Source organism: Nonomuraea sp. MTCD27 (genome assembly GCF_041950495.1).
Lineage (GTDB): Bacteria > Actinomycetota > Actinomycetes > Streptosporangiales > Streptosporangiaceae > Nonomuraea.
The window spans coordinates 75277-98290 of sequence record NZ_JBGNUW010000019.1 but is presented as its reverse complement, the minus strand read 5'-3'; the positions used below and the strand labels follow the sequence as shown (position 1 = coordinate 98290).

20 protein-coding genes and 1 pseudogene are annotated in these 23014 nt (G+C 71.3%); 14 read left to right on the top strand and 7 right to left on the bottom strand.

Going from position 1 to position 23014, the window contains the following annotated elements:
• Positions 1-110: 110 nt before the first annotated feature.
• Positions 111-1487: a PP2C family protein-serine/threonine phosphatase gene (locus ACBJ59_RS43890; protein ID WP_375116027.1), complete on the top strand. Its 1377-nt coding sequence runs from the start codon at positions 111-113 to the stop codon at positions 1485-1487.
• On the opposite strand, the gene ACBJ59_RS43885 is transcribed toward ACBJ59_RS43890, so the two are convergent.
• On the bottom strand, positions 1406-3979 hold the full coding sequence (locus ACBJ59_RS43885; protein WP_375116026.1) for a tetratricopeptide repeat protein: 2574 nt from the start codon (positions 3977-3979) through the stop codon (positions 1406-1408). The two genes, ACBJ59_RS43890 and ACBJ59_RS43885, sit on opposite strands and share 82 nt — an antisense overlap.
• Before the next feature lie 260 nt (positions 3980-4239).
• Between ACBJ59_RS43885 and ACBJ59_RS43880 the strand changes: the two are divergent.
• The 3 genes and pseudogenes from ACBJ59_RS43880 to ACBJ59_RS43870 form a co-directional block, all read left to right on the top strand.
• Positions 4240-4401: pseudogene (locus ACBJ59_RS43880) on the top strand (hypothetical protein); the annotation flags it as partial.
• Positions 4402-4420: 19 nt separating this feature from the next.
• Positions 4421-4636: a hypothetical protein gene (locus ACBJ59_RS43875; RefSeq protein WP_375116210.1), complete on the top strand. Its 216-nt coding sequence runs from the start codon at positions 4421-4423 to the stop codon at positions 4634-4636.
• Positions 4637-4768: 132 nt separating this feature from the next.
• The gene (locus tag ACBJ59_RS43870; protein WP_375116025.1) at positions 4769-6310 is read left to right on the top strand and encodes an endonuclease/exonuclease/phosphatase family protein; all 1542 of its coding nucleotides are present in this window, start codon (positions 4769-4771) and stop codon (positions 6308-6310) included.
• A 64-nt stretch (positions 6311-6374) separates the two neighbouring features.
• On the opposite strand, the gene ACBJ59_RS43865 is transcribed toward ACBJ59_RS43870, so the two are convergent.
• Both ACBJ59_RS43865 and ACBJ59_RS43860 read right to left on the bottom strand, forming a co-directional pair.
• Complete coding sequence (locus ACBJ59_RS43865; protein WP_375116024.1) at positions 6375-7649, bottom strand: DUF5994 family protein; 1275 nt, start codon at positions 7647-7649, stop codon at positions 6375-6377.
• Positions 7650-7886: 237 nt separating this feature from the next.
• Positions 7887-8093, bottom strand: a complete 207-nt coding sequence (locus ACBJ59_RS43860) for a cold-shock protein (protein WP_364134589.1) — start codon at positions 8091-8093, stop codon at positions 7887-7889.
• 581 nt (positions 8094-8674) lie between these two features.
• On the opposite strand from ACBJ59_RS43860, the gene ACBJ59_RS43855 reads away from it, so the two are divergent.
• Positions 8675-8992 carry an STAS domain-containing protein gene (locus ACBJ59_RS43855; RefSeq protein ID WP_375116023.1) on the top strand — a complete coding sequence of 106 codons (318 nt, stop codon included), beginning with the start codon at positions 8675-8677 and terminating at the stop codon, positions 8990-8992.
• A 247-nt stretch (positions 8993-9239) separates the two neighbouring features.
• Positions 9240-9365, top strand: coding sequence for a hypothetical protein (locus ACBJ59_RS43850; protein ID WP_364134583.1), 126 nt, complete (start codon positions 9240-9242; stop codon positions 9363-9365).
• A 193-nt stretch (positions 9366-9558) separates the two neighbouring features.
• Here the strand turns inward: ACBJ59_RS43850 and ACBJ59_RS43845 are convergent, their stop codons facing one another.
• The gene (locus tag ACBJ59_RS43845; RefSeq protein ID WP_375116022.1) at positions 9559-10251 is read right to left on the bottom strand and encodes a helix-turn-helix domain-containing protein; all 693 of its coding nucleotides are present in this window, start codon (positions 10249-10251) and stop codon (positions 9559-9561) included.
• Between the two features lie 123 nt (positions 10252-10374).
• On the opposite strand from ACBJ59_RS43845, the gene ACBJ59_RS43840 reads away from it, so the two are divergent.
• Positions 10375-11574 carry a cytochrome P450 gene (locus tag ACBJ59_RS43840; RefSeq protein ID WP_375116021.1) on the top strand — a complete coding sequence of 400 codons (1200 nt, stop codon included), beginning with the start codon at positions 10375-10377 and terminating at the stop codon, positions 11572-11574.
• A gap of 372 nt (positions 11575-11946) precedes the next feature.
• Here the strand turns inward: ACBJ59_RS43840 and ACBJ59_RS43835 are convergent, their stop codons facing one another.
• Positions 11947-12810, bottom strand: coding sequence for an aminoglycoside phosphotransferase family protein (locus ACBJ59_RS43835; protein WP_375116020.1), 864 nt, complete (start codon positions 12808-12810; stop codon positions 11947-11949).
• Positions 12811-12941: 131 nt separating this feature from the next.
• Between ACBJ59_RS43835 and ACBJ59_RS43830 the strand changes: the two genes are divergently transcribed.
• Together ACBJ59_RS43830 and ACBJ59_RS43825 are read left to right on the top strand one after the other, a co-directional pair.
• Positions 12942-13961, top strand: a complete 1020-nt coding sequence (locus ACBJ59_RS43830) for an ABC transporter permease (protein ID WP_375116019.1) — start codon at positions 12942-12944, stop codon at positions 13959-13961.
• Between the two features lie 40 nt (positions 13962-14001).
• Complete coding sequence (locus ACBJ59_RS43825) at positions 14002-15267, top strand: SMI1/KNR4 family protein (protein WP_375116018.1); 1266 nt, start codon at positions 14002-14004, stop codon at positions 15265-15267.
• Positions 15268-15366: 99 nt separating this feature from the next.
• On the opposite strand, the gene ACBJ59_RS43820 is transcribed toward ACBJ59_RS43825, so the two are convergent.
• Positions 15367-16287, bottom strand: a complete 921-nt coding sequence (locus ACBJ59_RS43820; RefSeq protein WP_375116017.1) for an aminoglycoside phosphotransferase family protein — start codon at positions 16285-16287, stop codon at positions 15367-15369.
• Between the two features lie 146 nt (positions 16288-16433).
• Here ACBJ59_RS43820 and ACBJ59_RS43815 point away from each other — a divergent pair, with 146 nt between their 5' ends.
• The gene (locus ACBJ59_RS43815) at positions 16434-17012 is read left to right on the top strand and encodes a dihydrofolate reductase family protein (protein WP_375116016.1); all 579 of its coding nucleotides are present in this window, start codon (positions 16434-16436) and stop codon (positions 17010-17012) included.
• Here ACBJ59_RS43815 and ACBJ59_RS43810 read toward each other — a convergent pair.
• Entirely contained in the window at positions 17009-17701 is a 693-nt protein-coding gene (locus tag ACBJ59_RS43810; protein ID WP_375116015.1) for a FadR/GntR family transcriptional regulator, read from the bottom strand. The genes ACBJ59_RS43815 and ACBJ59_RS43810 overlap by 4 nt on opposite strands.
• A gap of 216 nt (positions 17702-17917) precedes the next feature.
• On the opposite strand from ACBJ59_RS43810, the gene ACBJ59_RS43805 reads away from it, so the two are divergent.
• From ACBJ59_RS43805 to ACBJ59_RS43790, 4 genes are read left to right on the top strand one after another with little or no spacing between them, the layout of a single operon-like run.
• On the top strand, positions 17918-19297 hold the full coding sequence (locus ACBJ59_RS43805) for an ABC transporter substrate-binding protein (protein ID WP_375116014.1): 1380 nt from the start codon (positions 17918-17920) through the stop codon (positions 19295-19297).
• Entirely contained in the window at positions 19294-20208 is a 915-nt protein-coding gene (locus ACBJ59_RS43800; RefSeq protein WP_375116013.1) for a carbohydrate ABC transporter permease, read from the top strand. Before ACBJ59_RS43805 ends, ACBJ59_RS43800 begins: the two co-directional genes overlap by 4 nt.
• The gene (locus ACBJ59_RS43795; RefSeq protein ID WP_375116012.1) at positions 20198-21079 is read left to right on the top strand and encodes a carbohydrate ABC transporter permease; all 882 of its coding nucleotides are present in this window, start codon (positions 20198-20200) and stop codon (positions 21077-21079) included. The genes ACBJ59_RS43800 and ACBJ59_RS43795 overlap by 11 nt, the downstream gene beginning before the upstream one ends.
• Positions 21080-21099: 20 nt before the next feature.
• Complete coding sequence (locus ACBJ59_RS43790; protein ID WP_375116011.1) at positions 21100-23013, top strand: hypothetical protein; 1914 nt, start codon at positions 21100-21102, stop codon at positions 23011-23013.
• The last annotated feature ends 1 nt before the right edge of the window (position 23014 follow it).

Below are 23014 nucleotides of genomic sequence, written 5' to 3'. Positions count from 1 at the left end.
CCACCGTAAGCCGGATGGCCACCCCGCCGGACCTACCATTTGCCCCCGGGTCACGGTGATATGAGGGGCGGACGCCCGACCGCCGCGACCCGGATGGTTACGGTAGGTGCATGACCGCTCACAATGCTTCGGCTTCCGGCTCCGAGGAAACGGGGTCGGCGGCGGCGCGGGCGGCGATGTTCGGCGCCCTGATCTCCGCGAGCCACACCTCCACGCTGGAGCAGATCCCGGACCTGGTCTCCGAGCACGCCCGCCGGGTGGGGCTGCGCGAGGTGCTGATCTACCTGGCGGACCTGCAACAGGAGGTGCTCTCCCCGCTGGTCTCCCAGCCGGCCCCCGCCGGGACGCCCGAGCGGGACGAGATCGGCATCGAGGGGACGGTGGCGGGCCGGGCGTTCCAGCACGGGAAGATCCTGCCGGCCACGGTGCGCGACCCGGAGCAGTGGTGGGTGCCGCTGGTGGACGGCACCGACCGGCTGGGCGTCCTGCGGATCGCCGTTCCCGCGGTGGATCCCGAGGTGCTGCTGGACATGGAGCGCCTGGCCGGGCTGGTGGCCCTGCTGGTGGTCTCCAAGCGCCCGCTGAGCGACACCTACGCCCGGCTGGTGCGGCGCCGGCGGATGAGCGTGTCGGCGGAGATGGAGTGGCGGCTCATGCCGCAGCGCACGTTCGCCACCGACCGGCTGGTGATCAGCGCGGTGATGGAGCCCGCGTACGACGTCAGCGGCGACGTGTACGACTACGCGTTCGAGGGCCGTACCGCGCACCTGGCGATATTCGACGCGATGGGACACGACACCGCGGCCGGCCTGACCGCCAACCTCGCGCTGACGACCCTGCGCAACAGCCGCCACGAGGGCGACGGGCTCGCCCTGGCGGCGGCCAAGATCGACGAGGCGCTCACGGGGCAGTTCGGCGGCGAGCGGTTCGCCACCGGCGTCATCGCCAAGCTGGACATCCCCAGCGGCGCCCTGGCCTGGGTCAACTGCGGCCACCATCCGCCGGTCATCGTCCGCAGACGCGCCACCATCGAGCTGGAGTGCCCGCCCGGCTCGCCGACCGGCACCGGTCTGCACCTGCCGGTGACCGTGTGCCACGCGCAGCTGCAACCCGGCGACCGGCTCCTGCTCTACACAGACGGCATCACCGAAGCGCGCAACCGGCACGGTGAGGAGTTCGGCATGGAGCGGTTCACCGACTTCCTCATCCGGCACCAGGCCGACGAGCTCCCGGTGCCCGAGACGTTGCGCCGCCTGATCCACCACCACCTCGACTACCACGAACGCCGGCTCCGCGACGACGCCACGGTCGTGCTCGTCGAATGGCCCGGCTCCCCCTACTCCCAGAGGGAGACCGAGGCGCTGACCGGCCTCCCCCCGGAGAGCGACGGTGCACCGTCCGGTGGCTACGGCGGCGGGGATTCGGCCTCAGGCAGGGGTTCCTCGGAGTCGGGCGCGGATGGGCGCATCATCGACGGGTCGGCGTAGGCCAGGTAGCCGTACTCCGCGTAGTGCGTGGCCCGCCGCAGCTCCTCCTCCTGCCGTCCCAGGTCACGAAGCCGCTGCTCGGCCAGCTCCCGCGCCTCGGGATGGCCGGTGGCGATCGCCTCGCCGAACCAGTGCCGGGCCTGATCGAGATTGCCCTGCCGCTCCTCCAGCAACGCGAGGTTGTACATCGTGAGGGGCGCCTCGACGGGATGGCCGCCGGCGATCGCCTTGCGGTACCAGTGGCGTGCCTGCTCCGGATCCCCTCGGTCCGCTTCGAGCGCGCCGAGGTTGCGCATCGCCTTGGGCGCCTCCTCGGCATGCCCCGTGGCGATCGTCCGGCGGAACCAGCGCCGCGCCTGTTCGAGGTCGTTCCACCGCTCCGCCAGCCACCCGAGGGTCCGCATCGCGACGGGCGCCTCCTCGGCGTGCCCGGTGGCGACCGCCTCGCGGTACCAGCGCCTGGCCTCTCCGATGTCCTCCTGGGCATTGGCCAGCAGTGCCAGGTTGATCATCGCCTTGGGGGCCTCCTCGGCATGCCCGGTGGCGACCGCCTCGCGATACCAGTGCCGCGCCTCTTCGAGCTGCCCGTCCTTCCGCTCCAGCGCTGCGAGGTTGCGCATCGCCGCGGGCGCCTCGTCGGCGTGCCCGGTGGCGATCGCCTCCCGATACCGGCGCCGCGCCTCCCCGAGATCGCCCTGCTGCTCTTCCAACCACCCGAGGTTGACCAGCGCGTTGGGTGCGTGGTCGCGATGGCCGGTGGCGATCGCCTCATGGGACCAAAGGCGAGCGGCGTCGAACTCAGCCTGCTCCATCAGCATCAGGGCGAGATGGACCATGGCCCAGGGGGCGTGGTCGCGGTGCCCGGTGGCGATCGCCTCGCCGAACCAGTGCCGGGCCTGATCGAGATCGCCCTGCTGCTTCTCCAGCAGCCCGAGGCTGCCCTTCGCCCGTGGCGCATGCTCGGGATGGCCGTCGGCGATCGCCTCGCGGTACCAGTGGCGGGCCTCATCGAAATTGCCGTGCTGCTTCTCCATCAGGCCGAGCTCGTACATCGCCTCCGGCGCGTAGTGATCGTGCTCCGTCTCGATCGTCCTGACGAACCAGCGTCGCGCCTGATCGATCTCGCCGGTCTCCTTCAACCGGAAGCTGAGCCGGCAGAGGATCGCCGCGTCGAGGCCGGTGCCGGTGTCGCTGTGGTCCAGCAACCGGCATGCCGCCGGATACGCCTCCCGCTCCACGGCGAGGTAGCCGACGTCGCGGCGCTGATCCCCCTCGAAGTACCGGTCGGCGTAGTCCCACAGGGCGTCGTGGACGGGCCAGCGGGCCGGATCCGACGTCTCGTCGGCGATGGCGGTCAGCAGCGGGTGCGGGGAGTAGAAACGGCCCGAGCCGGAGGACTTCCGCTGGATCAGGCGAGGCCGGCGGCTGCCGGTGGCCATGGCCCACTTCAGGGCCGAACGGTAGCCGGTCACGGGCACCGGAGCGCCGGGCGGCAGGCCGGCGATCTCGCGCCGGTAGCCCTGGAACAGGTGGTCCAGGATGTCGCCGGTGAGCGGGCGCCGGGTGTCAAGGCGCAGGCGGTACCAGTCGGCGACCGCGCGCAGCAGCGCCACCCGGTCGGTGGCCTGCTCCCCGTCGCGGTTCAGGGCGTCACGGATCTCCTCCCAGGAGACCATGAGCCGCCCCATCAGCACGTCGTGCCCCTCGGCGAGGAGCGGGCGAAGGTCCGCGTAGGCGTCCGCGGCCACCAGCGCGCCGCGCTCGCCCGGCGTGATCGCCCGCAGCTCGGCCTGCACCGCGTACCGGTCGAGGAAGTCGGCCACCACCTGCCGCAGCGCCGGGCCGTCGGCGAGGGTGACCGCCAGCCACAGGCGCGGCGGGAGGTCCTGGGGCGAGGTCGCCGCCAGCTCGTTGACGCGGTGCTCCGGCAGGCCCTCCAGCCAGAGCACCGCCCCGCCGCCGTCATCGGCGTGGCGGGCGGCGCGCTCGATCATCCGGCTGATCGGCAGGCGGGGATCGTCGTGGTAGGCCACCATCCGGTAGCGGCCGGGCAGGTGGGTCAGCACCGCGTGCGCCAGCGCGGCGGTGGTGCCGGCCAGCCGTGGCCCGCGTACGACGAGGAGGCGCCGGCCGCCGCCGGTGAGCGCCGCCGCCAGCACGCCGTCGATCTCGCGCGGGATGTACGGGGCGGCCCAGCCGTCCGTGGCGAAGCGGCTGGCGTGCACCCCGAGGTCGCGCGGGGTCACCTGGTCCAGGGACTTGGGCTTCCCGTCGGGGCCGGCGAGGGCGGGCCACAACACCGGAGCGTCACCCTCGCCCCGCGCGACCGCGATCCTGTGGGTGACCACCGCGGCCACCCCGGCCAGCACGAGGTCCCCGGCCAGCCACCACCAGGCCCACTGACCGTCGTTGAGCACCTGGTTGGTCGCGACCCCGATCGCCACCACCAGTGCCGCGGAGGCGGCATCCAGCAACCACACCCGGCGCGTCATCGGCCGCCGCCCGCTGCCGCCCGCCCGTCATCCAGCCGTACGTACGCCATCCGCTCATGAGTCAGTAACTGAACCGGCACACACCGATATCGCAGACGATCATCCGGCCGCTACTGAGACGCCCCGACGCCCTCCGCGGCGAGGCGGATTGCGACGTTCCGCTTCCAACCCGCTAATACTCGTTCGCAGAACTCGAATTCTGCCCGGCCAAAATACCCGATGGCGTCCTGCGTACCAGGGCGTTCAAATTCGAGAACGGCGTGAAGACGGACCTGAATGTCGTCACGGGCAGCAGCGCCGTGGACGTCAACACGGCCGGTCAGATCGCCGGCACCCACCGCCGTACGGAGACGCCGGGCCTGCCCGCGAACCAGCAGACGCAGCGCGCCTTCCTCTGGGCGAACGGCGCCGTCACGGAGCTCGGCACCCTGGGACGACGGTGTGATCGTCGGAACCCACGCCTGCGACCCGGCCGGCACCGCGCACCCGGCGGTGTGGAACGACCCCGCCCAGGCGCCGGTCCGGCTGCCGGACCCGGCGGGAGGCACGGCGACGGCCGTCAACGCCGTCAACCTCGGGGGCGAGATCGTGGGAGCGGCGACGTACCCCGGCAACGAGCAGCGCGTCGTGCTCTGGAAGCCGCAGACCCCCGGCTGACCGCGCCACCCTCGCCCCGGGGAACGACCGGGGCGGGGTCGTTCCTCCGGGCGCCAACGACGTGCCACGGCCCGTACACATGATCGTCACCAGTCCGGTCCACGCTTCTCGATGTCAGTCAAGGAGGCACGGATGCGTTGGCTCACGTCGCTCGGATCAGCGATGCTCGTCCTGTTCACTTACGTCGTCCCGGCGTCGGCATCGCCGGACGGCACGCTGACGGTCGCCTCCCCGGCCGTACGCAGCGGGGAGCCGATCACGGCGACGTACACCACCCCGGCCCCCGACCCGACCAACTGGCTCGGCCTCTACACCGACCCCGGCAACGGCCCGGTGGACGAGAAGTTCGTCGGCCCCTCGCTACGCTGGACCTACATCACCGGCGGAAGCGGTACGGCCACACTGCCGACCGACGGGCTGGAGCCGGGCAACTACATCGTCTTCGCCCTGGCGAAGGACGGCTACCAGTGGCTCGCCACACCGGTGAAGGTACGAATCATGAGCAACGCCCCGCTGCACTTCATCACCGACAGCTTCGACCTGCGCAACGCCCGCGCCCTCGAACCGTACGAGGCGACGGTGGGCGGCCTGGTCCGCGGGGACACCGACGGCCTCACCTTCCGCAAGGTCGCCGGGCCGCAGTGGGTCACCGTGTCGGCCGACGGGAAGGTCACCGGGACGCCGCGCGTACGCGACTCGCTGCGCCCGGCACCCCTGCGCGTCGAGGCCCGCAACGCGCGCGCCGAGACGAGCACGGCCACGATCGGCATCGACGTCCGCCGGCCCGGCGAGGACCTGGTGCCCGAGCTCAGGGCGATGAGCTTCAACCTGTGGCACGGCGGCAGCCAGGTCGACGGCGGCCGGGAGAAGGAGCTGCGGTTCCTGCTCCGGTCCGACGTGGACGTCGTGGGTCTCCAGGAGACCTCGGCCACCTCCACCCGCGAGCTGGCCGAAGCGCTGGGCTGGGACTACCACCAGGCGGGCACCGACCTGGGCGTGATCAGCCGGTACCCGATCACCGAGCGCAAGGCGCCCGTGGACGGCGGCCCGCTGTCGGCGGCGACGAAGGTCCGGGTGCGGATCGGCGAGCGCCAGGAGGTGGTGGTGTGGAACGTCCACCTCGGCTACACCCCGTACGGCCCCTACGACGCGTGCTTCGGCAAGATGACCCAGGAAGAGCTGCTGGCCAACGAGGAGCGTTCCGGCCGCACGCCCCAGATCGAGGCCGTGCTGCAGGAGATGCGCCCGGACCTGGCCGCGGCGGGGCGCACGCCGGTGCTGCTGACGGGCGACTTCAACGCCCCGTCCCACCTGGACTGGACCGCGGCCACGCGCCGGTGCGGCTACACCACGGTCCCGTGGCCGACCTCGGTGCTGCCCGCGCAGGCGGGGCTGCGGGACTCCTACCGGGTGGCGAACCCTGACCCGGTGACCGCGCCGGGGATCACCTGGTCGCCGGTCTATCCGGTGTTCACCGGCGGCTACGGCCACGACCCGCACAAGGGCGAGCCCGAGCCGCAGGACCGGATCGACTTCGTCTACTACGCGGGCCCGCTGCGGGTGACCGGCTCCGAGGCCGTGGTCGAGGGCACGCCGACGGCCGTACCCGACCACCGGGGCAACGACTGGACCTCCGACCACGCCGCCGTCCTGACCACGTTCCGCCCCTCCTGACCACATCTCCCTGGCCAGGTCGCCAGGGCCGGCACGGCCCATGGAGACGTATCGAACCGGGTGGTCAGCCGACGGGGGCGGTCCGGCGGACGTAGGAGACGAGGTGGTCGATCTCCGCGAAGCCGGCGGCCTCGAACAGGGGCCAGGTGGGGGTGCCGGCCACGTACAGGATCGTCTCCGACGCGCCATGGTCGCGGAGGAGGCGATCCGCCTCCTGGAGCAGATCGTGCTCCAGCGTCTCGTCGGCCTGGCACGCGTCCGCGCCGAACCACCACAGGATCCCGAGACCTCCCACGGGCTCCTGGACGACGAGCTCAGCCGAGCAGCCGTCGCCCCGGGCCTTGAGCCACCATCCGGGCGGCGTCTCGCTCCTGACCACCTCGACCAGCGGGGATGCCGTGGCGTCAGGGTCGCGCGGCAGGGTGCGGCGCAGGTATCGCCAGGTGTTCCGCCCCGTGAAGCCGGCGTGCTCCAGCACCTTCGTGGTGATCGGCCGGCGGCCCACCGGCAGCGCGGCGACCCCGAGTCCGACCGCGGCGGTGAAGGCGTGGACGACGGTCCTGCCGTCGAGTTCGCGCAGGGCGTGGCCGACGAGCTCGTCCACCACGTCGAGGATCTCCCGCCCGTGCAACCACAGGATCTGCCCGCTGCCGTCCTCCCGGTGCACCGTGTGGGAGACCGCACCCATGACGCGGCCGTCCGGATCGACCAGGACGTCGGTTCTGGGGTGTTCGAGATCGGCCCAGGGAGCGGGGTCGCGATGGCACGTTCCGGCCATGGCCTCGTCGAGCTCGGCGGGCGTGCAGGCCGGCTGGCCGGGCAGGCGGTCCGCGTCGATCAGCGCGAGCACGGCCTCCCCGTCGCAGTCGCGGTAGCGGCGCATCCTCGTGCCCCCTGCGGAGGAGGCCGGACGGCAGTTGGTGAGGATCTCGTGCGCGGACAGCGTGTTGCCCGTACGGGCGGCGCTTCTCATCGCGGCGGTCGCCACGGGGACGGCGGTGTCCGGTGGGATCACCAGGAGCAGGAATCCGTCCTGGTTGCCGCGGATCATCCTGATCGTGTTGGGGGTCGCCGGCAGGCCGCTGATGCGCAGGAACCGTCCATCGACGAACAGGTGGAGCGGGACCTCGTCCCATGCCGCCACGTCGAGCCGGACCCGGAGGATCGGGCCGAGCCGGTCCTGCAGGAGGCGGATGAGAGCGGGAAGTTCGCGGTGGAGGTCGGTGGAGTACGGCCACCAGGCCCCGTCGAGCGTTCCATCCCTGGTCAGCGTGGGCTCCAGGAACACCCGGGCCGGCTGGAGAGCGATGGGTATGACCGATGGCTGGTGGTTCGGCATCTCGTGTGCCGCCTGTCTCCGGCGTGAACGGGCCGGCTGGGCCTGAGGCGACGCCGACGCGGCTGCCGGCGTGCAAAATATCCCAGGTGAATTCAGCCTACGCCGCCCGATCCGTCCCATGGGGCCTGGGGGGCGCGGCACGCCTGCCCGTCTGCTCAGGACGAGGAATCGCCCGGACATGGGTCGGGCCCGCACCCCCGGAGGGATGCGGGCCCGATCTCATGCCACGCGCCGGTGTCAGGCGGTGACGATGTTCTCCGCCTGCGGGCCCTTCTGGCCCTGCACGACGTCGAAGGATACCTTCTGCCCCTCGACCAGCTCACGGTAGCCGCCGTTGGCGACGATGTTGGAGTAGTGAGCGAAGACGTCGGCGCCGCCGTCGTCCTGCGCGATGAAGCCGAAGCCCTTTTCCGAGTTGAACCACTTCACGGTTCCAGTAGCCATGTCTATCTCCTTCAGATACGTGCATAAGCACAGGGTTCGCACCGTGCGAAACCCGTGTCGCCCGCGATGAGCCCATCCGGAAATGACCGGCAAACAAAAAGCGCCCAGAAGATTGTAATCTCCCAGGCGCACACGAAGTCTTTATGGGTACCACAACTGCAACTCCTTCAGCCTAGCACACCCTCGCAGCGAACCGCGCCATGAGACCCACAGGGGGACCCTGGAGGGGTAGTCTGGGGCTACCGAGGACACTTCGTGCGTTGGCATTCGGGTTGGCGTCGCCCACGGCGAAAGACAGCATGTGGCCCCGCAGGGGTCTGGACGGGCGGGCGATCATGGCGCCGGCATCTCGCATCCACCACAAGCCGCCATGTGTCCTCCATGCTCCATTCCGGGCTCCATTCCGGGCTCCATTCCGGGCTCCATTCCGTGGTGCGGCTCAGCCACCACCTTCACAGGCTCAGGCACCACCTCCAGGCGCGAGGCACGCGACCCCGATCCGCATGCGGGCAGGCGCGTTCGACACCCGCATGCCCGATCCTGTCGCCGCCCCGGCTTCCATCCCTACGATCGGAGCATCCATGACGATCCTTGGCGCCACGCCTCCCAGCATGGTCGAGCCATGCACCACCGTTCACCTGTCCGGCGAGATCGACATCTTCACCAGCAAGGCTCTGCGCACCCGGTTGATGGACGAGTTGGACCGGAGCCGCGAGTTCCTCGTCCTGGACGTGTCAGGCCTGGCGTTCGGCGACGTCTCCGGGCTCGCCGTGCTGGTCGGGGTGCAACGTCGCGCGCGATCCATGGGCATCACCGTCGTCCTGACCGCGCCGTCCCCCCGCATGTCCACGATGCTGCGCATGACCGGGCTGGGCAGAGGCTTCTCGATAGAAGGGTGACGAACACCCGGCCGGATCGCAGGTCCGCGCTGTACGCTGCTGCTGGCGACGACGCGTTCCCCCCGCCGTCCCGGCTCGGGAGCCCGATGTCATCCCACGTCAACGGTCGCTTTACTAGGAGATAGGGCGCATACTTGCACTAATGAGGCCTACTCAAGCCGCGTCCCGGCGCCGACTCCCCGGAAGCCCCTTCAACGTCCCCGAAGCCCCTCCGCCTCCTGTCGAGCAGTACGAGGTGCGAGACCAGGTGAGCCACGACAAATACGGCCTCGGCCGGGTTATCGCCGTGGAGCAGAACCTTGCGATTCTCGTCGACTTCGGCTCGGAGACGTACCGCATTGTCGCACCTTACGCGAAGCTCGTGAAGCTGTGACGATCGCGCCCCTACCCCGCCGACCGGCACTCTGATGCGGTCCGGCACGTAAGCGAGCAACGAGGAGGAACTGCCGGCGAAGTCGAGGTCACCCCTTCATTCCTCCTCCTTTCGCCCCGTTCGCGGGTGACGGTGAACGACGGCACGCAGGCCGCACGGGCCGCCGTCGCCCCCCATACGGGCCAGGTGGAGCTCAGCGCAGGGTTCGCCGCCAGTGCTCGGCCGACTCGGCCATGTCATGGGCGAGCACCTGGAAGACCTGACTCGTGGTGCGCAGCCGGGCGCCGGCCGGGCTGTTGTCCCCGAGCAGTTCGGCGCCTTCCTGGGAGAAGTCCCGCCACATGGTCATCGACTGGATGCTGGCCTGCCACGTCCGGTACCAGATGTGGTCGTCGACCAGGTAGCGCTCCCGCCGGCCGGTGCGCTCGCGCCTGATCAGGCCGCGTGCCGCCAGCCAGCCGACGGCCTTGGAGATGGAGGCCGGGCTCACCTGCAGCAGCGCGGCGAGCTCCGCGGCCGTGCAGCTTCCCGCGTCGGCGGTGAACAGCGTGGCGAGCACCCTGGCCACCATCGCGGGCACGCCGGTCTGGATCATCATGCCGGCGAAGCGCCGCTCGAAGTCGCGCACCGCCTCCGGGTCACGGCCCCGGCCGTCGGCGGCCGGGGCCGGCGGATGCAGGCCGGGCTTGCGGCGCGCGCGCCAGCTGGTCGCCTGTTGCGCCAGGTTGGCCCGATAGTGGCCGGCCCCGCCGTTGCGGGTCACCTCGCGGCTGATCGTCGATCGGGGACGCCCCAGGCTCCTGGCGATCTCGGCATAGCCGTGCCCGGCCGCCAGCCCCGCCGCGATGCGCTGCCGGTCCTCGTAGCTCAGGCGGCCTCCCGGCATCCTCTCCTCCGGCGTGGTGCATTCAGCCTCAATGTCATTGCACCCACGATAACGCTTCTACCTGGCCCGACAGGGATGGAGCGTTGGTGATGCCGGAAACCTGTGCCTAACGTGCGGCAGGTCATGAACGTACGAGAGGAGACCGGCATGACCTCGTCGCTACCGACCGGACGATCAGTTGAGCGGCCGTTCGATCCGCCTGCCGGGCTGCGCGAGCGCGGCCCGCTGAGCCGGCTGAGCTATCCCAACGGGCACGAGGGGTGGCTGGTCACCAGCCACGCCCTGGTGCGCGAGGTGCTGGCCGATCCGCGCTTCAGCATCCGGCCCGAGCTGCGGCACCTGCCCGTCCCCACAGCGGCCCCCGCCAGCGACCGGCCGGCGCCGCCCGGGTTGTTCGTCGCCATGGACCCCCCGGAGCACACGCGCTACCGGCACCTGCTCACCGGCCAGTTCACCGTCCGGCGCATGCGCCTGCTCACCCAGCAGATCCAGGACATCACCGCCGAGCACCTCGACGCCATGGAGCGGACCGGGCCACCCGCCGACCTGGTCACCGCGCTCGCGCAACCCGTCCCCGCGCAGGTGATCTGCGAGCTGCTCGGCGTGCCGTACGCGGCCCGCGCCCGTTTCCAGGACCACGTGTTCGAGCTCTTCCGGCTGGACGCCACGCCCGGGGAGATGGCGGCGGCGTACGCGGCCGTGCACGGTTTCATGGGCGAGCTGGTGCGGGACAAGCGCGCCGACCCCACGGACGACCTGCTCAGCGGCCTGACCACCGGCGACCTCACCGACGAGGAGCTGGTCAACATCGGCTTCGCCCTGCTGGGCGCCGGCCTCGACACCACCGCGAACATGCTGGCGCTCGGCACCTTCGCCCTGCTCAGCCACCCCGGCCAGCTCGAACTCCTGCGTCGGGACCCGAGCACCGCGGACCGCGCCATCGAGGAGCTGCTGCGCTATCTGAGCATCATCCCGTTCACGGTGCGCACCGCGCTGGAGGATCTGGAGCTGGCCGGTGAGCAGATCAAGGCCGGCGAGGCCGTCACCGTGTCGGTCCCGGCGGCCAACCGCGACCCCGCCCAGTTCGCCGATCCCGACACGCTCGACCTGCTCCGCTCCACGGCCGGGCACGTGGCCTTCGGGCACGGCATCCACCAGTGCCTCGGCCAGCAGCTGGCCCGCGTGGAGCTGCGGGTGGCGCTGCCCGCGCTGATCGACAGGTTCCCCACACTGCGCCTCGCGATCCCCGCCACGGACGTTCCCCTGCGTACCGACACGCTCATCTACGGCGTGCACAGCCTGCCCGTCACCTGGGAGGTGTGACGGAGCGGTCCTTACCGGGCGTGGCGTAGCGAGACGGGGCCGAGCGATGGCTCCTGTCCGGGCGTGGCCGTCACGACCATCCGGCCGGACCGCCCCGTTGCCCGCTACGCCTGCTCGATCACCTGGCGACGGCCTCTGTCACCACCAGTCCCAACCGCCGCCCCAGGGGCCGCCCCAGCCGCCCCACCAGCGGCGACGCCGGCGGCAGCGACGACGCCAGCGGCGACGCCGGCAACCTCCGCCTTCGTGGTAGTCATTCGCTTCGAACATCGCTCCTCCCCCCGTTCGATCACTCCTTAATTCCGACATTAACCCCGAAAACACCACAAACAGTGCTATATTCGTCGATTTCGCTTAACTTTGACGTCGAATTCACGACGTAAAAAGGGCTGCCGAGTCGCCGGCCTGCTCCTCCAGCCAGGCCACGATGTGCTTCACGTAGCTGTCGACGAGGGGGATCGGCCCGCCGTCGAGGACGAACACCGCGCAGAGGATGTTGACGCCGAACAGCCGGTCCCAGACGCGCGCCCGGCGGTAGGTCGCCCCGTCCACCGCCCGCCGCACGTTGTCCCAGCCGTGCCACCCCATGAACGCGGCGTCCACCGCCGGGTCGAACAGGTGCGCCCGGTCCCAGTCGAGCACCCCGACCAGCTTGCCGTCCTCGCCCCAGTGCACGTTGTCCCCGACGAGGTCGCCGTGGACGAGCACGTCGGGCACCGCCTCCAGGGCCGTCGCCGCCGCCAGCCGGCGCTCGGCCTCGGGCCGCCAGCGGTCAGGCAGCCGGGGCAGCACGTCCTCCGCCAGCACGCGCGCCCAATGCCCGTCGTACGCCCGCGGCGCCGGCAGCAGGCCGCGCAGCTCCGGCGTGACCGGCAGCTCCCGCAGTGCGGTGAGCACCTCGGCGATCTGCCCGGGATCGCCCTCGCCCTCCGCCAGCCCCGTACCGCCGATCCAAGAGACGGCCACGGCCGCGCGCTCCCCGAACCCCGTCACCGGCGTCAGCGGCTCCGGCACCGCGAACGGCAGCCCGGCCGCCCCGATCGCGCGCAGGATCTCGACGTTGCGCGGCATGGCCCGCGCCCCGAGCGGACGCCGGCTCACCCGGACCGCCGCCACCCCCGGGAGCAGCACGACGTCGTGCACCCCGCCGCGGGCGAGCCGCGCCCGATCCAGCGGCGCTCCCGGCAACAGGGCGTCGGCGATCTCCAGCAGATCGGCGGGCACGCGGTCGTTCATGGCGGGAGGCCTCCTGGTGGCGGTGGGGGACAGCGAGATTACCGGGTCGAATATGCCTTCAGGAGATCAAACCTCCATCAGGGGCGCGTGTCAGGGGCGGACGGCGGCGAGCGCTTGCCTAGCGTGTCAGCATGGACGACCGGACCGGCCGCTGGGCGGCCCTCAAAGGGTCGCCGTACTTTCCCGCGACCGTGATAGTGCTGATCCTCGGCGCGGCGGCGGGGCTGTTCGCCGGGTCCTACACCTACGCCATGGCCGACCCGACCCCGCACCGCATCCCGGTCGCGGTCGTCGGGGTCAGCCACGAGACCGTACGCGGCAAGGCCTTCGCCGCCGGCATGGAGCGGCAGCTGAACGCCTCGCTCGCCCTGCGGTACGAGCGCTCGTTCGAGCAGGCCGCCCAGGAGGTCGAGGAGCAACGCGTCTTCGGGGTGCTGGTGGTGCACGGGGAGGACGTCACGCTGTACGTGTCGGGTGCCTCGGGCGCGTCGGTCGCGCAGGTGCTCAGCGAGGCGGCGCCGAAGGTGGCGCAGCAGCTCGGGGTACGGCTGACGGTGCGGGACATGAAGCCGCTCCAGCGGGGCGATCCGCGCGGCCTGGCGCTGTTCTACATCACGCTCGCCGCGGTGGTCATCGGGTTCATCGGGGCCGTGCAGCTCAGCGTCAACGCCGGTGTGCTCTCGCCCGCACAGCGCATCGCGTTCACCGTGGCGTACGCGGCGCTCGGCGCGCTGTCCATCGTCGCCGTCGTGGACTGGGGGCTCGGCGCGCTCGACCTGCCCCTGCTGGAGTCCTGGTTCATCCTGGCGCTGACCATGTTCGCCTCCGGGATGGTGTTCACCATGTTCAACACGCTCGTCCGGCGGTGGGCGATGGTGCCCACCTGGGGGCTGATGGTGCTGCTCGGCAACCCGTCCTCGGGCGGGGCCGTGTCCTGGCCGCTGCTGCCGTCGCCGCTGGGCACCATCGGACGGTGGCTGCCGCCGGGCGCCTCGATCAACGCCCAGCACACCGCCGTCTACTTCGGGGGCCATCAGCGGGTGGCGCCGTTCCTGGTGCTGGCCGCCTGGGGGCTGGTGTCGTGCGTCGTCTTCCTGATCTGGCGCGACCGCCACCCCAGCGGCCCCTCCGCTGACACGCAGACCACATGAGCCACACGCTCACGTCCGATTCGCAGGATATTGTCCTGCGGTGCGTCCCTCCCTGTCGTCGTGGCCATGGTGGCCCATCGCCGTGGTCACGTATGTCGCCTGGGTGCCGGCGGAGATCATCACAGCTCTGCTGCTGCCGCCTCGGTACTGGGGAGCGGACTTCAGCGTCGTCCCCGCCGCGTACGCCCCCATGTCGCCGGTCCACCGCTTCGTCGACGGCGTCTCCGACATCTCCTTCTGGCCGGTCGGGTTCATGTTGTGGGTGCTGGCCTGGCTGGCGCCGCGCCGGCCGTCGGCCCGGGCCCAGCTGCGGATCGGTACGGCCGCGTTCTCCGTCTCGCTCGCCGAGCTGGCCTTCGCCGAGGCCGACACGATCCTCGACAGCCTCCGCACCGGGGCACCGCCCGTCCACGAGCACGACCTCGCCGGGCTCGTCTGGTTCTACGGCCCGCCGCTGCTCATCACGGTCGCCACCTGGGCGGGGCTCCGCGAGGCCCGGGGTATCGCCTCGTTGCCCGTCCCGTACCGGCCGGCCCGCCGTACCAAGGTCACGCTCACCACGTTCCTGGTCCTGATCCTGGCCACCGGCGAGGCGCCGCCACCCGTCGTGGAGCAGCCGCCCCCCGCTCTGCTGCCGGATCGGCCCGTCCAGACGGCCGAACCCGAGACGGAGAGCATCGGCTGCCGTCCCCGACCGCGCCGGCCCGTGGTCCGCCGGCCGGCTCGCCGGGTCACCGCCCGGGTCGACGCCGCCTGGGCCCGCCTGGACCGGTGGCTGGCCAGGAACGCGCCGCGCACGTACAGGGAGCTCAACCCGCCCGCCGAGCCGACGGACATCGCCCGGGCCGAAGCCAGGATGGGCGTACGCTTCCCCGACGACCTCAAGGCGTCACTGCTGCGCCACGACGGCGCGAAGTTCGGCAAGGGGTCGTTCTTCTTCGTCTACCGCCTGACCCCGGTCAAGGAGATCGTGAACGACTGGAAGGTCAGCTGTGAGGTGGCCGAGGACGTGATGCCGTCGGGCGCCAAGGAGCCCAAGGGATACGTGGATCCCGAAGGCTTCTGGTGGCACGGCAGCGCCATCCCGTTCGCCATGGACGGGGGCGGCGACAACCTGGTGCTGGACGGCAAGGGCCGGGTCGGTCACTTCTTCCACGAGGACGGCCTGAGCTTCACGAGCAGCTGGGCCTGGCCTTCCTACGTGGACTTCCTGGAGGACGTGGCGGACGCGCTGGAAAGCGGCGAACCGCTGCGCGACTCGCCCCACACCGTCACCCCGGACGGCGACCTGGACTGGTCCTACTGAGCCGTGCCGAGCGCGTCGGCGCCGGTGACCGCGGGCCCTCCAGCGGCTTGCCGGTCAACCCGCTGCCCCCGTCAGAACGGCAGCGTCAGAACGGCAGCGTCAGAACGGCAGCGTCAGCGGGGGGCGCTCGCGCCACTGCCCGACCATCGGCTGGAGCATCCGGTCCAGCCCGGGGTCCTCGCGGGTGACCGCCAGGGCGGCGATCACCTGGAGCATTCTCGCCCCCTCCATCCAGTCCAGCAGCTCCCGGTCCACCCGCGTGCCGCCGGCCCGCTCGTACGCCTCGACGGCGCGCGGCCCCGATCCGACCAGGTCCCATTCGACGGGGCCCAGCGTGACGTCCTCGAAATCGCCGAACAGGTGCCCGCGGGCCGTCCGCAGCACGTTGTACGGCGGGGAGTCCCCGTGAATCGGCTGCGGCCGGGACCCGGGGAAATGGCGGGGAAGGTCCGCGGCCGCCCGCTCGACCACGGAGTACTCCTGCTCCGCCCGGTCCAGGTCGGCCACGGTGAGCGACTCGGGGCGGCGCGCGCGCAGGTCGGCCAGGAGCCGCCCGGCCTGCGGCACCAGCGGGGCGAGCACCGGCAGCTCACCGGGGTAGCCGGCCATCAGGCGGTGCAGCTCGGGAACCCAGGCCGTCTGCTCGGTGAATCGGCCCTCCAGCTGCTCCGGAGGGGTGTCCCGGATGGAGTCGCGTTCGTCCACGTACTGCCAGAACGTCAGCGACCTGTCCTCCCGGACGACCGGCTCGCGGGGGACGAGCGGGCTGGGCGGCACGACCGGCGCGCCGTTGCCGGCCAGCCAGCCCACCACGTCCAGCTCCCGCCGCTGCCTGGCCGCCTGCTCGTCGGCGGGGGCGAGGGTCAGGGCCGGCACGCGCGCCACGACCGGCGCGGGAGCGAGGTGGACCAGCACGTTGAACCCCGCGTAGAGGACCCGCGGCTCCTCCACCGTCAGTCCGAGCCGCCGTGCCGCGCCCACCGCGAGCTCCAGGGCGTGTTCCGTACGTTCGCCGGCCATGCCGACGATCTTTCGGGCCGGGGCCGCCGGCGTCAAACAGGCCGCTCGGGGACCGCCGGAAAAATTCTTCGCGCGGATGTCGATCCGCCTGCCCTCAGCTCGACGCGTTGGTGAAAGGTCAGGCAAGAAGACATCTGGGAGATGTGATGAGCAACGTGGTGATGCACAACGTCGTGTCGGTGGACGGCTTCATCGCCGACGGCAAGGACGACGTCGGCCCGCTGTTCGAGTGGTACTTCAACGGCGACGTCGCGCTCGACGAGAACATCGGGATCAAGGTCTCGCAGGTCTCGGCCGCGTACGTCAAGCCGGCGTGGGCCCGGATCGGGTCCATGGTGATCGGGCGTCACCTGTTCGACATGACCAACGGCTGGGAGGCCAAGCCCCCGACGGGCGACCACGTGGTCGTGGTGTCGCACCGGCCCAAGCCCGAGGGGTGGCACCCCGACGCCTCGTACCACTTCGTCGCCGACGTGGCCCAGGCGGTCGCCAAGGCCAAGGAGCTCGCGGGCGACCGCGACGTCGCCGTGGCGGCGGGCGAGGCCGGCGGGCAGGCCCTCGCCCTCGGGCTGGTGGACGAGGTGGCGATGGACGTGGTGCCGGTCGTCTTCGGCTCCGGCAAGCGCTACTTCGGAACGGTCGACGCCCAGCACCTGCTGGAGGACCCGCACGTGGTCGTACAGGGCGATCGGGTGCTGCACCTGCGCTACCGGGTCCGCCGCTAGCGGCCGGGGCGGCGGCGGTTCCAGGAGTCGAGGATGTGGCGGCGCATGGCGGCCGCCGCCGCGTCCGGGTCGCCGGCGGCGATCGCGTCGCTGATCGCCTGGTGCTCGTCCAGCGTCTGGCGCATCACGGGCTCGTTGTACTCCCCGTGGTAACGCATGCTGGTGCGGGCCTTGTCGTGGATGCTGTTGACGATGGCGCGGCCGAGGCGGTTGCGGGACGCCACCATGATCATGTCGTGGAATCGCACGTCGGCGGCGCCGAAGTCGGGGGCTGAGTCGAGGTTGGCGCGCATGACGCCCAGCTCCGCCGCGATGCGCTCGTCATCCTGCGCGGTGTGGAGGCGGGCCGCGGCGGCCGCCATGTCCACCTCCAGCGCCATGCGGACCGAGACCAGCTCGTCCAGGAACGTCGCGTTCTCGTCGTGGGTGATGACCGACGTCAGCACGACGTCGTCGAGCAGGTTCCACTGGCGCGGGTCGGTGACCTGGGTGCCGCGGCCGTGCTCGATCCTGACCAGGCCCTTCTCCTGCACGACCTTCACCGACTCGCGGATCACGGTCCGGCTGACGCCGAACTCCTCGCACAGGTCGCCCTCGGACGGCAGCGCCGAACCGGGGCGGAGCGCGCCCCGGACGATGTCGTCGACGAGCTGCTCGACCACGGTGGTGCCCAGCTTGGCGGGGCGCACGCGGCGCGGTCGGGGACCGGGCGGGGCTGGCTGCGCCGCGTCGCCGGTCGACGGGCCTGCCGGTGCGTGCTGAGTCAACGTGCCCTCCCGAGCACTGATGGTCCTGATCTCGGACCGCCTTGAGTATAGGGCATTGTAAATGACATCACACGTATGATGTCATACTCCGAAACGCGGCGTTTACGTACCTCACTCCCCCGTCAACGAGGAACACCAATGAGACGATGCAGTCACGCCTCCCGCCGCCGGGCGGCGCCGGCGATCACCGCGACGGCGGTTCTACTCGCCCTCACGGCCTGTGCCCCGCCCAGCCCCGCCGGCACCGCCAAGACCGACGCGGGCACGCCCGCCGCCGCCTCCCCGTACGGCTTCGCCCCGGCACCGCAGAAGGACGGCAAGCTCGTGGTCTGGGTGGACTCCACCCGGCTGGACGCGGCGAAGGCATACCAGGCCGCGCATCCGGACAAGCAGCTGGACATCGTCACCTACGACGGCAACGCCAACGGCTCCAACTCGCTCAAGACCAAGGTCCAGCTCTTCAACCGGGCCGGTGAGGGCTGGCCGGACGTGGTGTTCACCACCGACAACAACACCGCGTCGTGGGCCTCCCAGGGTGACGACGCATTCGTCGCCCCGCTGAACAAGGGGCTGATCGACCAGGGCACGCTGAGCGGGTTCGCCAAGGGGGCGCTCGACGTGTGCACCGTCGACGGCGCCGTCTACTGCCTGCGCAACGACCTGGCCCAGGTGGTGCTCTGGTACAACAAGAAGCTGCTGGACAAGTTCGGCTACGAGGTGCCCCGGACCTGGGAGGAATACCAGGCGCTGGGCGAGAAGGTGGCCGCCGAGCACCCGGGCCACATCATCGGCACGGCTGGCGACGCGTGGGCGCCCGAGATCTACATGTGGGGCGCGCAGTGCCCGGCCAACCAGGTCACCGCCGCCAAGGCGATCACCGTCAAGGCCACCGACCCCGCGTGCGTACGCGCCGCGCAGCTGATCGACAAGCTCGTCGCCGGCAAGACCATGTCCATGTTGCCGCTCTTCGGCCCCGACTTCGCCAAGAACCTCGGCGACAAGGTCCTCATGCTCCCCGGCCCCGCGTGGTACGGCGGCGCGGTGTTCCAGGGCGCGCTCAAGACCCCCAAGGGTGAGCTCGCGGTCGGCGACGCGCTCCACTGGGCGGACCAGAACCCGCCGGTGACGGGCAACGTCGGCGGCGGCGCCTGGTGGGTCTCCCGGCACAGCGCCCGCCTGGACGCCGCCAAGGACTTCGTCACCTGGGTCGCCACCTCCGACGAGTACCAGGTGGAGAAGTCGCCCGGCTACCCCGCCTACTCCCCCGCGGCGGCCAAGTGGATCGCCAGGCAGCAGGAGAGCGGCTACTACGCCGGTGACATCGCCGCCCCGATCACCGCCGCGGCCGCTCAGGTGTGGCCCGGCTGGGGCTCGCCGGAGTTCAGCCAGGAGGCGGTGTGGGCCAAGACGGTGATCCCCGGCCAGACCGCGGGCAAGACCGTCGAGTCCCTGCTCCCCGAGTGGCAGACCGCGATCGAGCAGCAGGCCCAGGTGTTCGGCTACCAGGTCGCCAAATGAGCGCACCCGCGCTGACCGCCGCCGGCGTCCGCGCCAGGAGCCGTCCGCGCTCCTGGCGGCCGGCGGCGGGGCACGTCTTCGTCTCCGGATACGTGGTGCTGCTGGTGGCCTTCGGCATCGTCCCGACGGTGTACGCGCTCAACCTGGCCTTCACCGACGCCGGCGGGCGCTTCGCCGGGGTGGCCAACTTCGTGCGCACCGCCCAGGACTACCGGTTCCTGGCCGCCGTCGGGCACGTGGCGACGTACCTGGTGTTGTGGCTGGTCACCCTGACCGTGCTGGTCCTGGTGCTGGCGCTGTTGGTGCACCGGCTCACCGCGACCTGGTCGAGGGCCGTGCTGCGGTTCGTGTACTACGTTCCGGGGGCGCTGGCCGGCGCCTCCAGCGTGCTGTTGTGGCTGTTCATGCTGGACCCGTCCGTGAGCCCGGTCGACGGCATCGTCCGCACGCTGTGGGGGTCGACGTTCGTGGCCGTGGTCGCCCCGGGCCACCTGCCGTGGATCTTCACCATCATCGCGTTCTGGACCGGCGCGGGCGGCTGGATCGTGGTCATGTACGGCGCCCTGAACAGCATCCCGCACGAGGTCATCGAGGCCGCGCGGGTGGACGGCGCCGGGCCCGTACGCACCGCCCTGCGGGTGCAGCTGCCGATGCTGCGCAAGTGGGTCGTCTACATGCTGATCCTCTCCCTCGCGGCCGGCACCCAGCTCTTCGTCGAGCCGCAGCTCATCTCGCAGGCCAGTTTCGGCGTCGTCGGCACCGACTACTCGCTCAACCAGCTCGCCTACCTGTACGCCTTCGACCAGAACGACTTCAACGGCTCGGCCGCCATCGCGATCGACCTGCTCATCGTGGCGCTGTGCGCCGCCGGGCTCTTCGTCGCTCGGGGAGGGTTGTTCGATGCGGACTGACCGGGCCGCCCGCGCCGTGCTGAAGGCGCTGATCGCCGCCCTGCTGACGGGGTTCGCGCTGTTCTTCGTGCTGCCCATGGTGTGGCTGGTGCTGGCCGCCACTAAGACCCCGGCCGGTCTCATCCAGGACGCGCCGCTCTCGCCCGGCTCGCTGGCCGCGCTGCTGGACAACTGGCGGAACCTCATGTCCTTCCAGGACGGCGCCGTGGCGACCTGGATGGGCAACTCCGTGCTCTACGCCGCGCTGTCGGTGATCCTCACCCTGCTGGTGAGCGTCCCGGCCGGGTACGCCCTCGCCCTCATGAGCTTCAAGGGCCGCCGCCTGCTGCTCGTCGTCACCCTCGTGGTCATGCTGATGCCGGCCACCGCCCTGGTGCTGCCGATCTTCCTGGAGTTCAGCTACATGGGGCTGGTCAACACGACGGCCTCGGTGGTGCTGCCGATGTCGTTCTTCCCGTTCGGCGTGTACCTGACCTACATCTACTTCTCCACCAGCGTCCCCGCCGAGCTGCTGGACTCTGCCCGGCTCGACGGCTGCGGCGAGGCGGCGACGTTCGCCCGGGTGGCGCTGCCGCTGGCCAAGCCGGTCGTCGCGCTGGTCGGCTTCTTCAGCTTCGTACAGAACTGGAACAACTTCTTCCTGCCGTACGTGATGCTGCCGAGCAGCGGCAACTACCCCATGCAGGTGGGGCTGACCCAGATGCTGGCCGCGACCCCCACCTTCAACCCCGTCGTCGGCGCCAACGCCGAGGTGCAGCCGCCGGAGCTGGTCCTGGCCACCCTGCTGTCGATCACCCCCGTGCTGCTCGTCTTCCTGTTCTCGCAGCGTTTCCTGGTCGCCGGACTGACCGCCGGCGCGACCAAGGGCTGACCTTGAGGAGTCTCCCCCGCATGACCACCGTCACGGCCAGTGTCCCCGTCCTCGACCCCCCGGCGTGGGCGCTGTCCCAGCGCGCTCTGCTGGACCTGCTCGACAGCGGATGGCGGCTGTTCTCCTCCCGCTACACCAGGCCCGACGGCTCGCTGCGGTACGGCGGCCGGCTGTCCTCGCGTGACGGCGCCGACGACTTCTTCGAGCCGTTCTTCAACTGGCCCCAGCTCTACCTGCTCGGCGGCGCGGACGACCTGCTGGAGACCTGCGCGCGTCACTGGCACGGCGTGGTGGCCCAGATGACCGGGCTGGGCATGTTCGCCGACGAGTTCGAGATCGGCTACGACTGGTTCCACCAGGGTGAAAGCCTGCTGTTCACGTATTTCCTGACCGCCGCCGACCCGGCCGCCTGGGCCGGGCGGGCCACCCGGTTCGCCGACCTCTACCTCGATCCGGCCAAGGGCAACTACGACCCGGAACGCCGCATCATCAAGGCCCCGCACAACGGCAGCGGCGGCGCCAGGGAGGGCGTGGCCGACTCCCCCGCCTACCCGTGGACCGAGGCCGAGGCCGCCCAGTACGGCTACCCGCTGGACTGGCTGCTCCCGCCCGGCGCGCCCGTCCCGCCCACGAGCGAGGACCCCCGCCTGGGCGCGGAGATGCAGCGGCGGCTCGGCCGGGGCGACGCGGTCGGCAACCTGAGCGTGGCCGGCCTGGTCTGCAACGCCTACCTCGTCTCGGGCGAGGAGCGGTACGCCGAGTGGCTGCGCGACTACGTCGGCGCCTGGCAGCGCCGGGCCGAGGAGAACGGCGGCGTCGTACCCGACAACGTCGGCCTCGACGGCGTGGTCGGCAGCGCGCTCGACGGCCGCTGGTACGGCGCCCACTACGGCTGGACCTGGCCGCACGGCCTGTACAGCATCGGCCAGGCGGCGGCCGTCGGCGCGCTCTCGGCCGCCCTCGCCACCGGCGACGACCGGTATCTCGGCTTCGTCCGCTCCCTGCTGGACGCGGTCATCGAGCGCGGCGTCAAGCTGCCCTTCGACGAGAGCGACTCGGCCAACCAGGGCCGCTGGCGCGCCCACCTGGGCCCCGACGCGTACGTCCCGACGCTGCTGGTGCCCTACCGGCACAGCGACAAGGGCTGGTTCGACTACAACCCGATCCAGACCTCCGTGCCGCTCGCGCTCTGGCACCACACCGGTGCCGCCGAGGACCGGGCCCGCCTCGACGCGCTGCGCTCGGCCGCCGGGTACGACTGGGCGACCGTGCGGCCGTTCCGGGACAAGGAGGAGGCCGGGCACGAGGAGCCCTGGTACGCGTACCTGTGCGGCGACAACCCCGGCTACCCCGAGCGGATGCTGGCCGCCGCGCACGCCCAGGCCCGCCGCCGCATCGCGCTGCTGCTCGCCAACGCCGACCGGGACCTGCCGGAGGAGGCCATCCACCTGTGGCAGAACGTCAACCCGGTGGTGACCGAGGCGCTGACCCAGCTCATGTGGGGCGGCCCGCAGGTCGTCTACAACGGGGGCCTGCAGCAGGCCAGGGTCCGCTACTTCGACGCCGAGCGCCGCCGTCCCGGCGTGCCCGAGCAGGTGGCGGCCCTGGTGAGCGCGATCGAGCCGGAGGCCACGGTGGTCACCCTGGTCAACCTGTCGGCGACCGCGGACCGGACGGTCGTCGTACAGGCGGGGGCGTTCGGCGAGCACGAGATCGTCACCGCCGCGGCGACCGCGGCCGAGCCCGGCTGGACCGGGCACGACTCCGAGTACATCCACCACGAACCGGTCGTCTCGACCACCGAGCACGCGGTGGGCGGGCCGCACCTGACCGTGCGGCTGCCGGCGGGCACCACCGTCAAGCTGACCCTGCGGCTGCGGCTGCGCGCCCACCGGCCGTCATATCGCGCGCCGTGGGAGCGCCCGGCACCGTAGC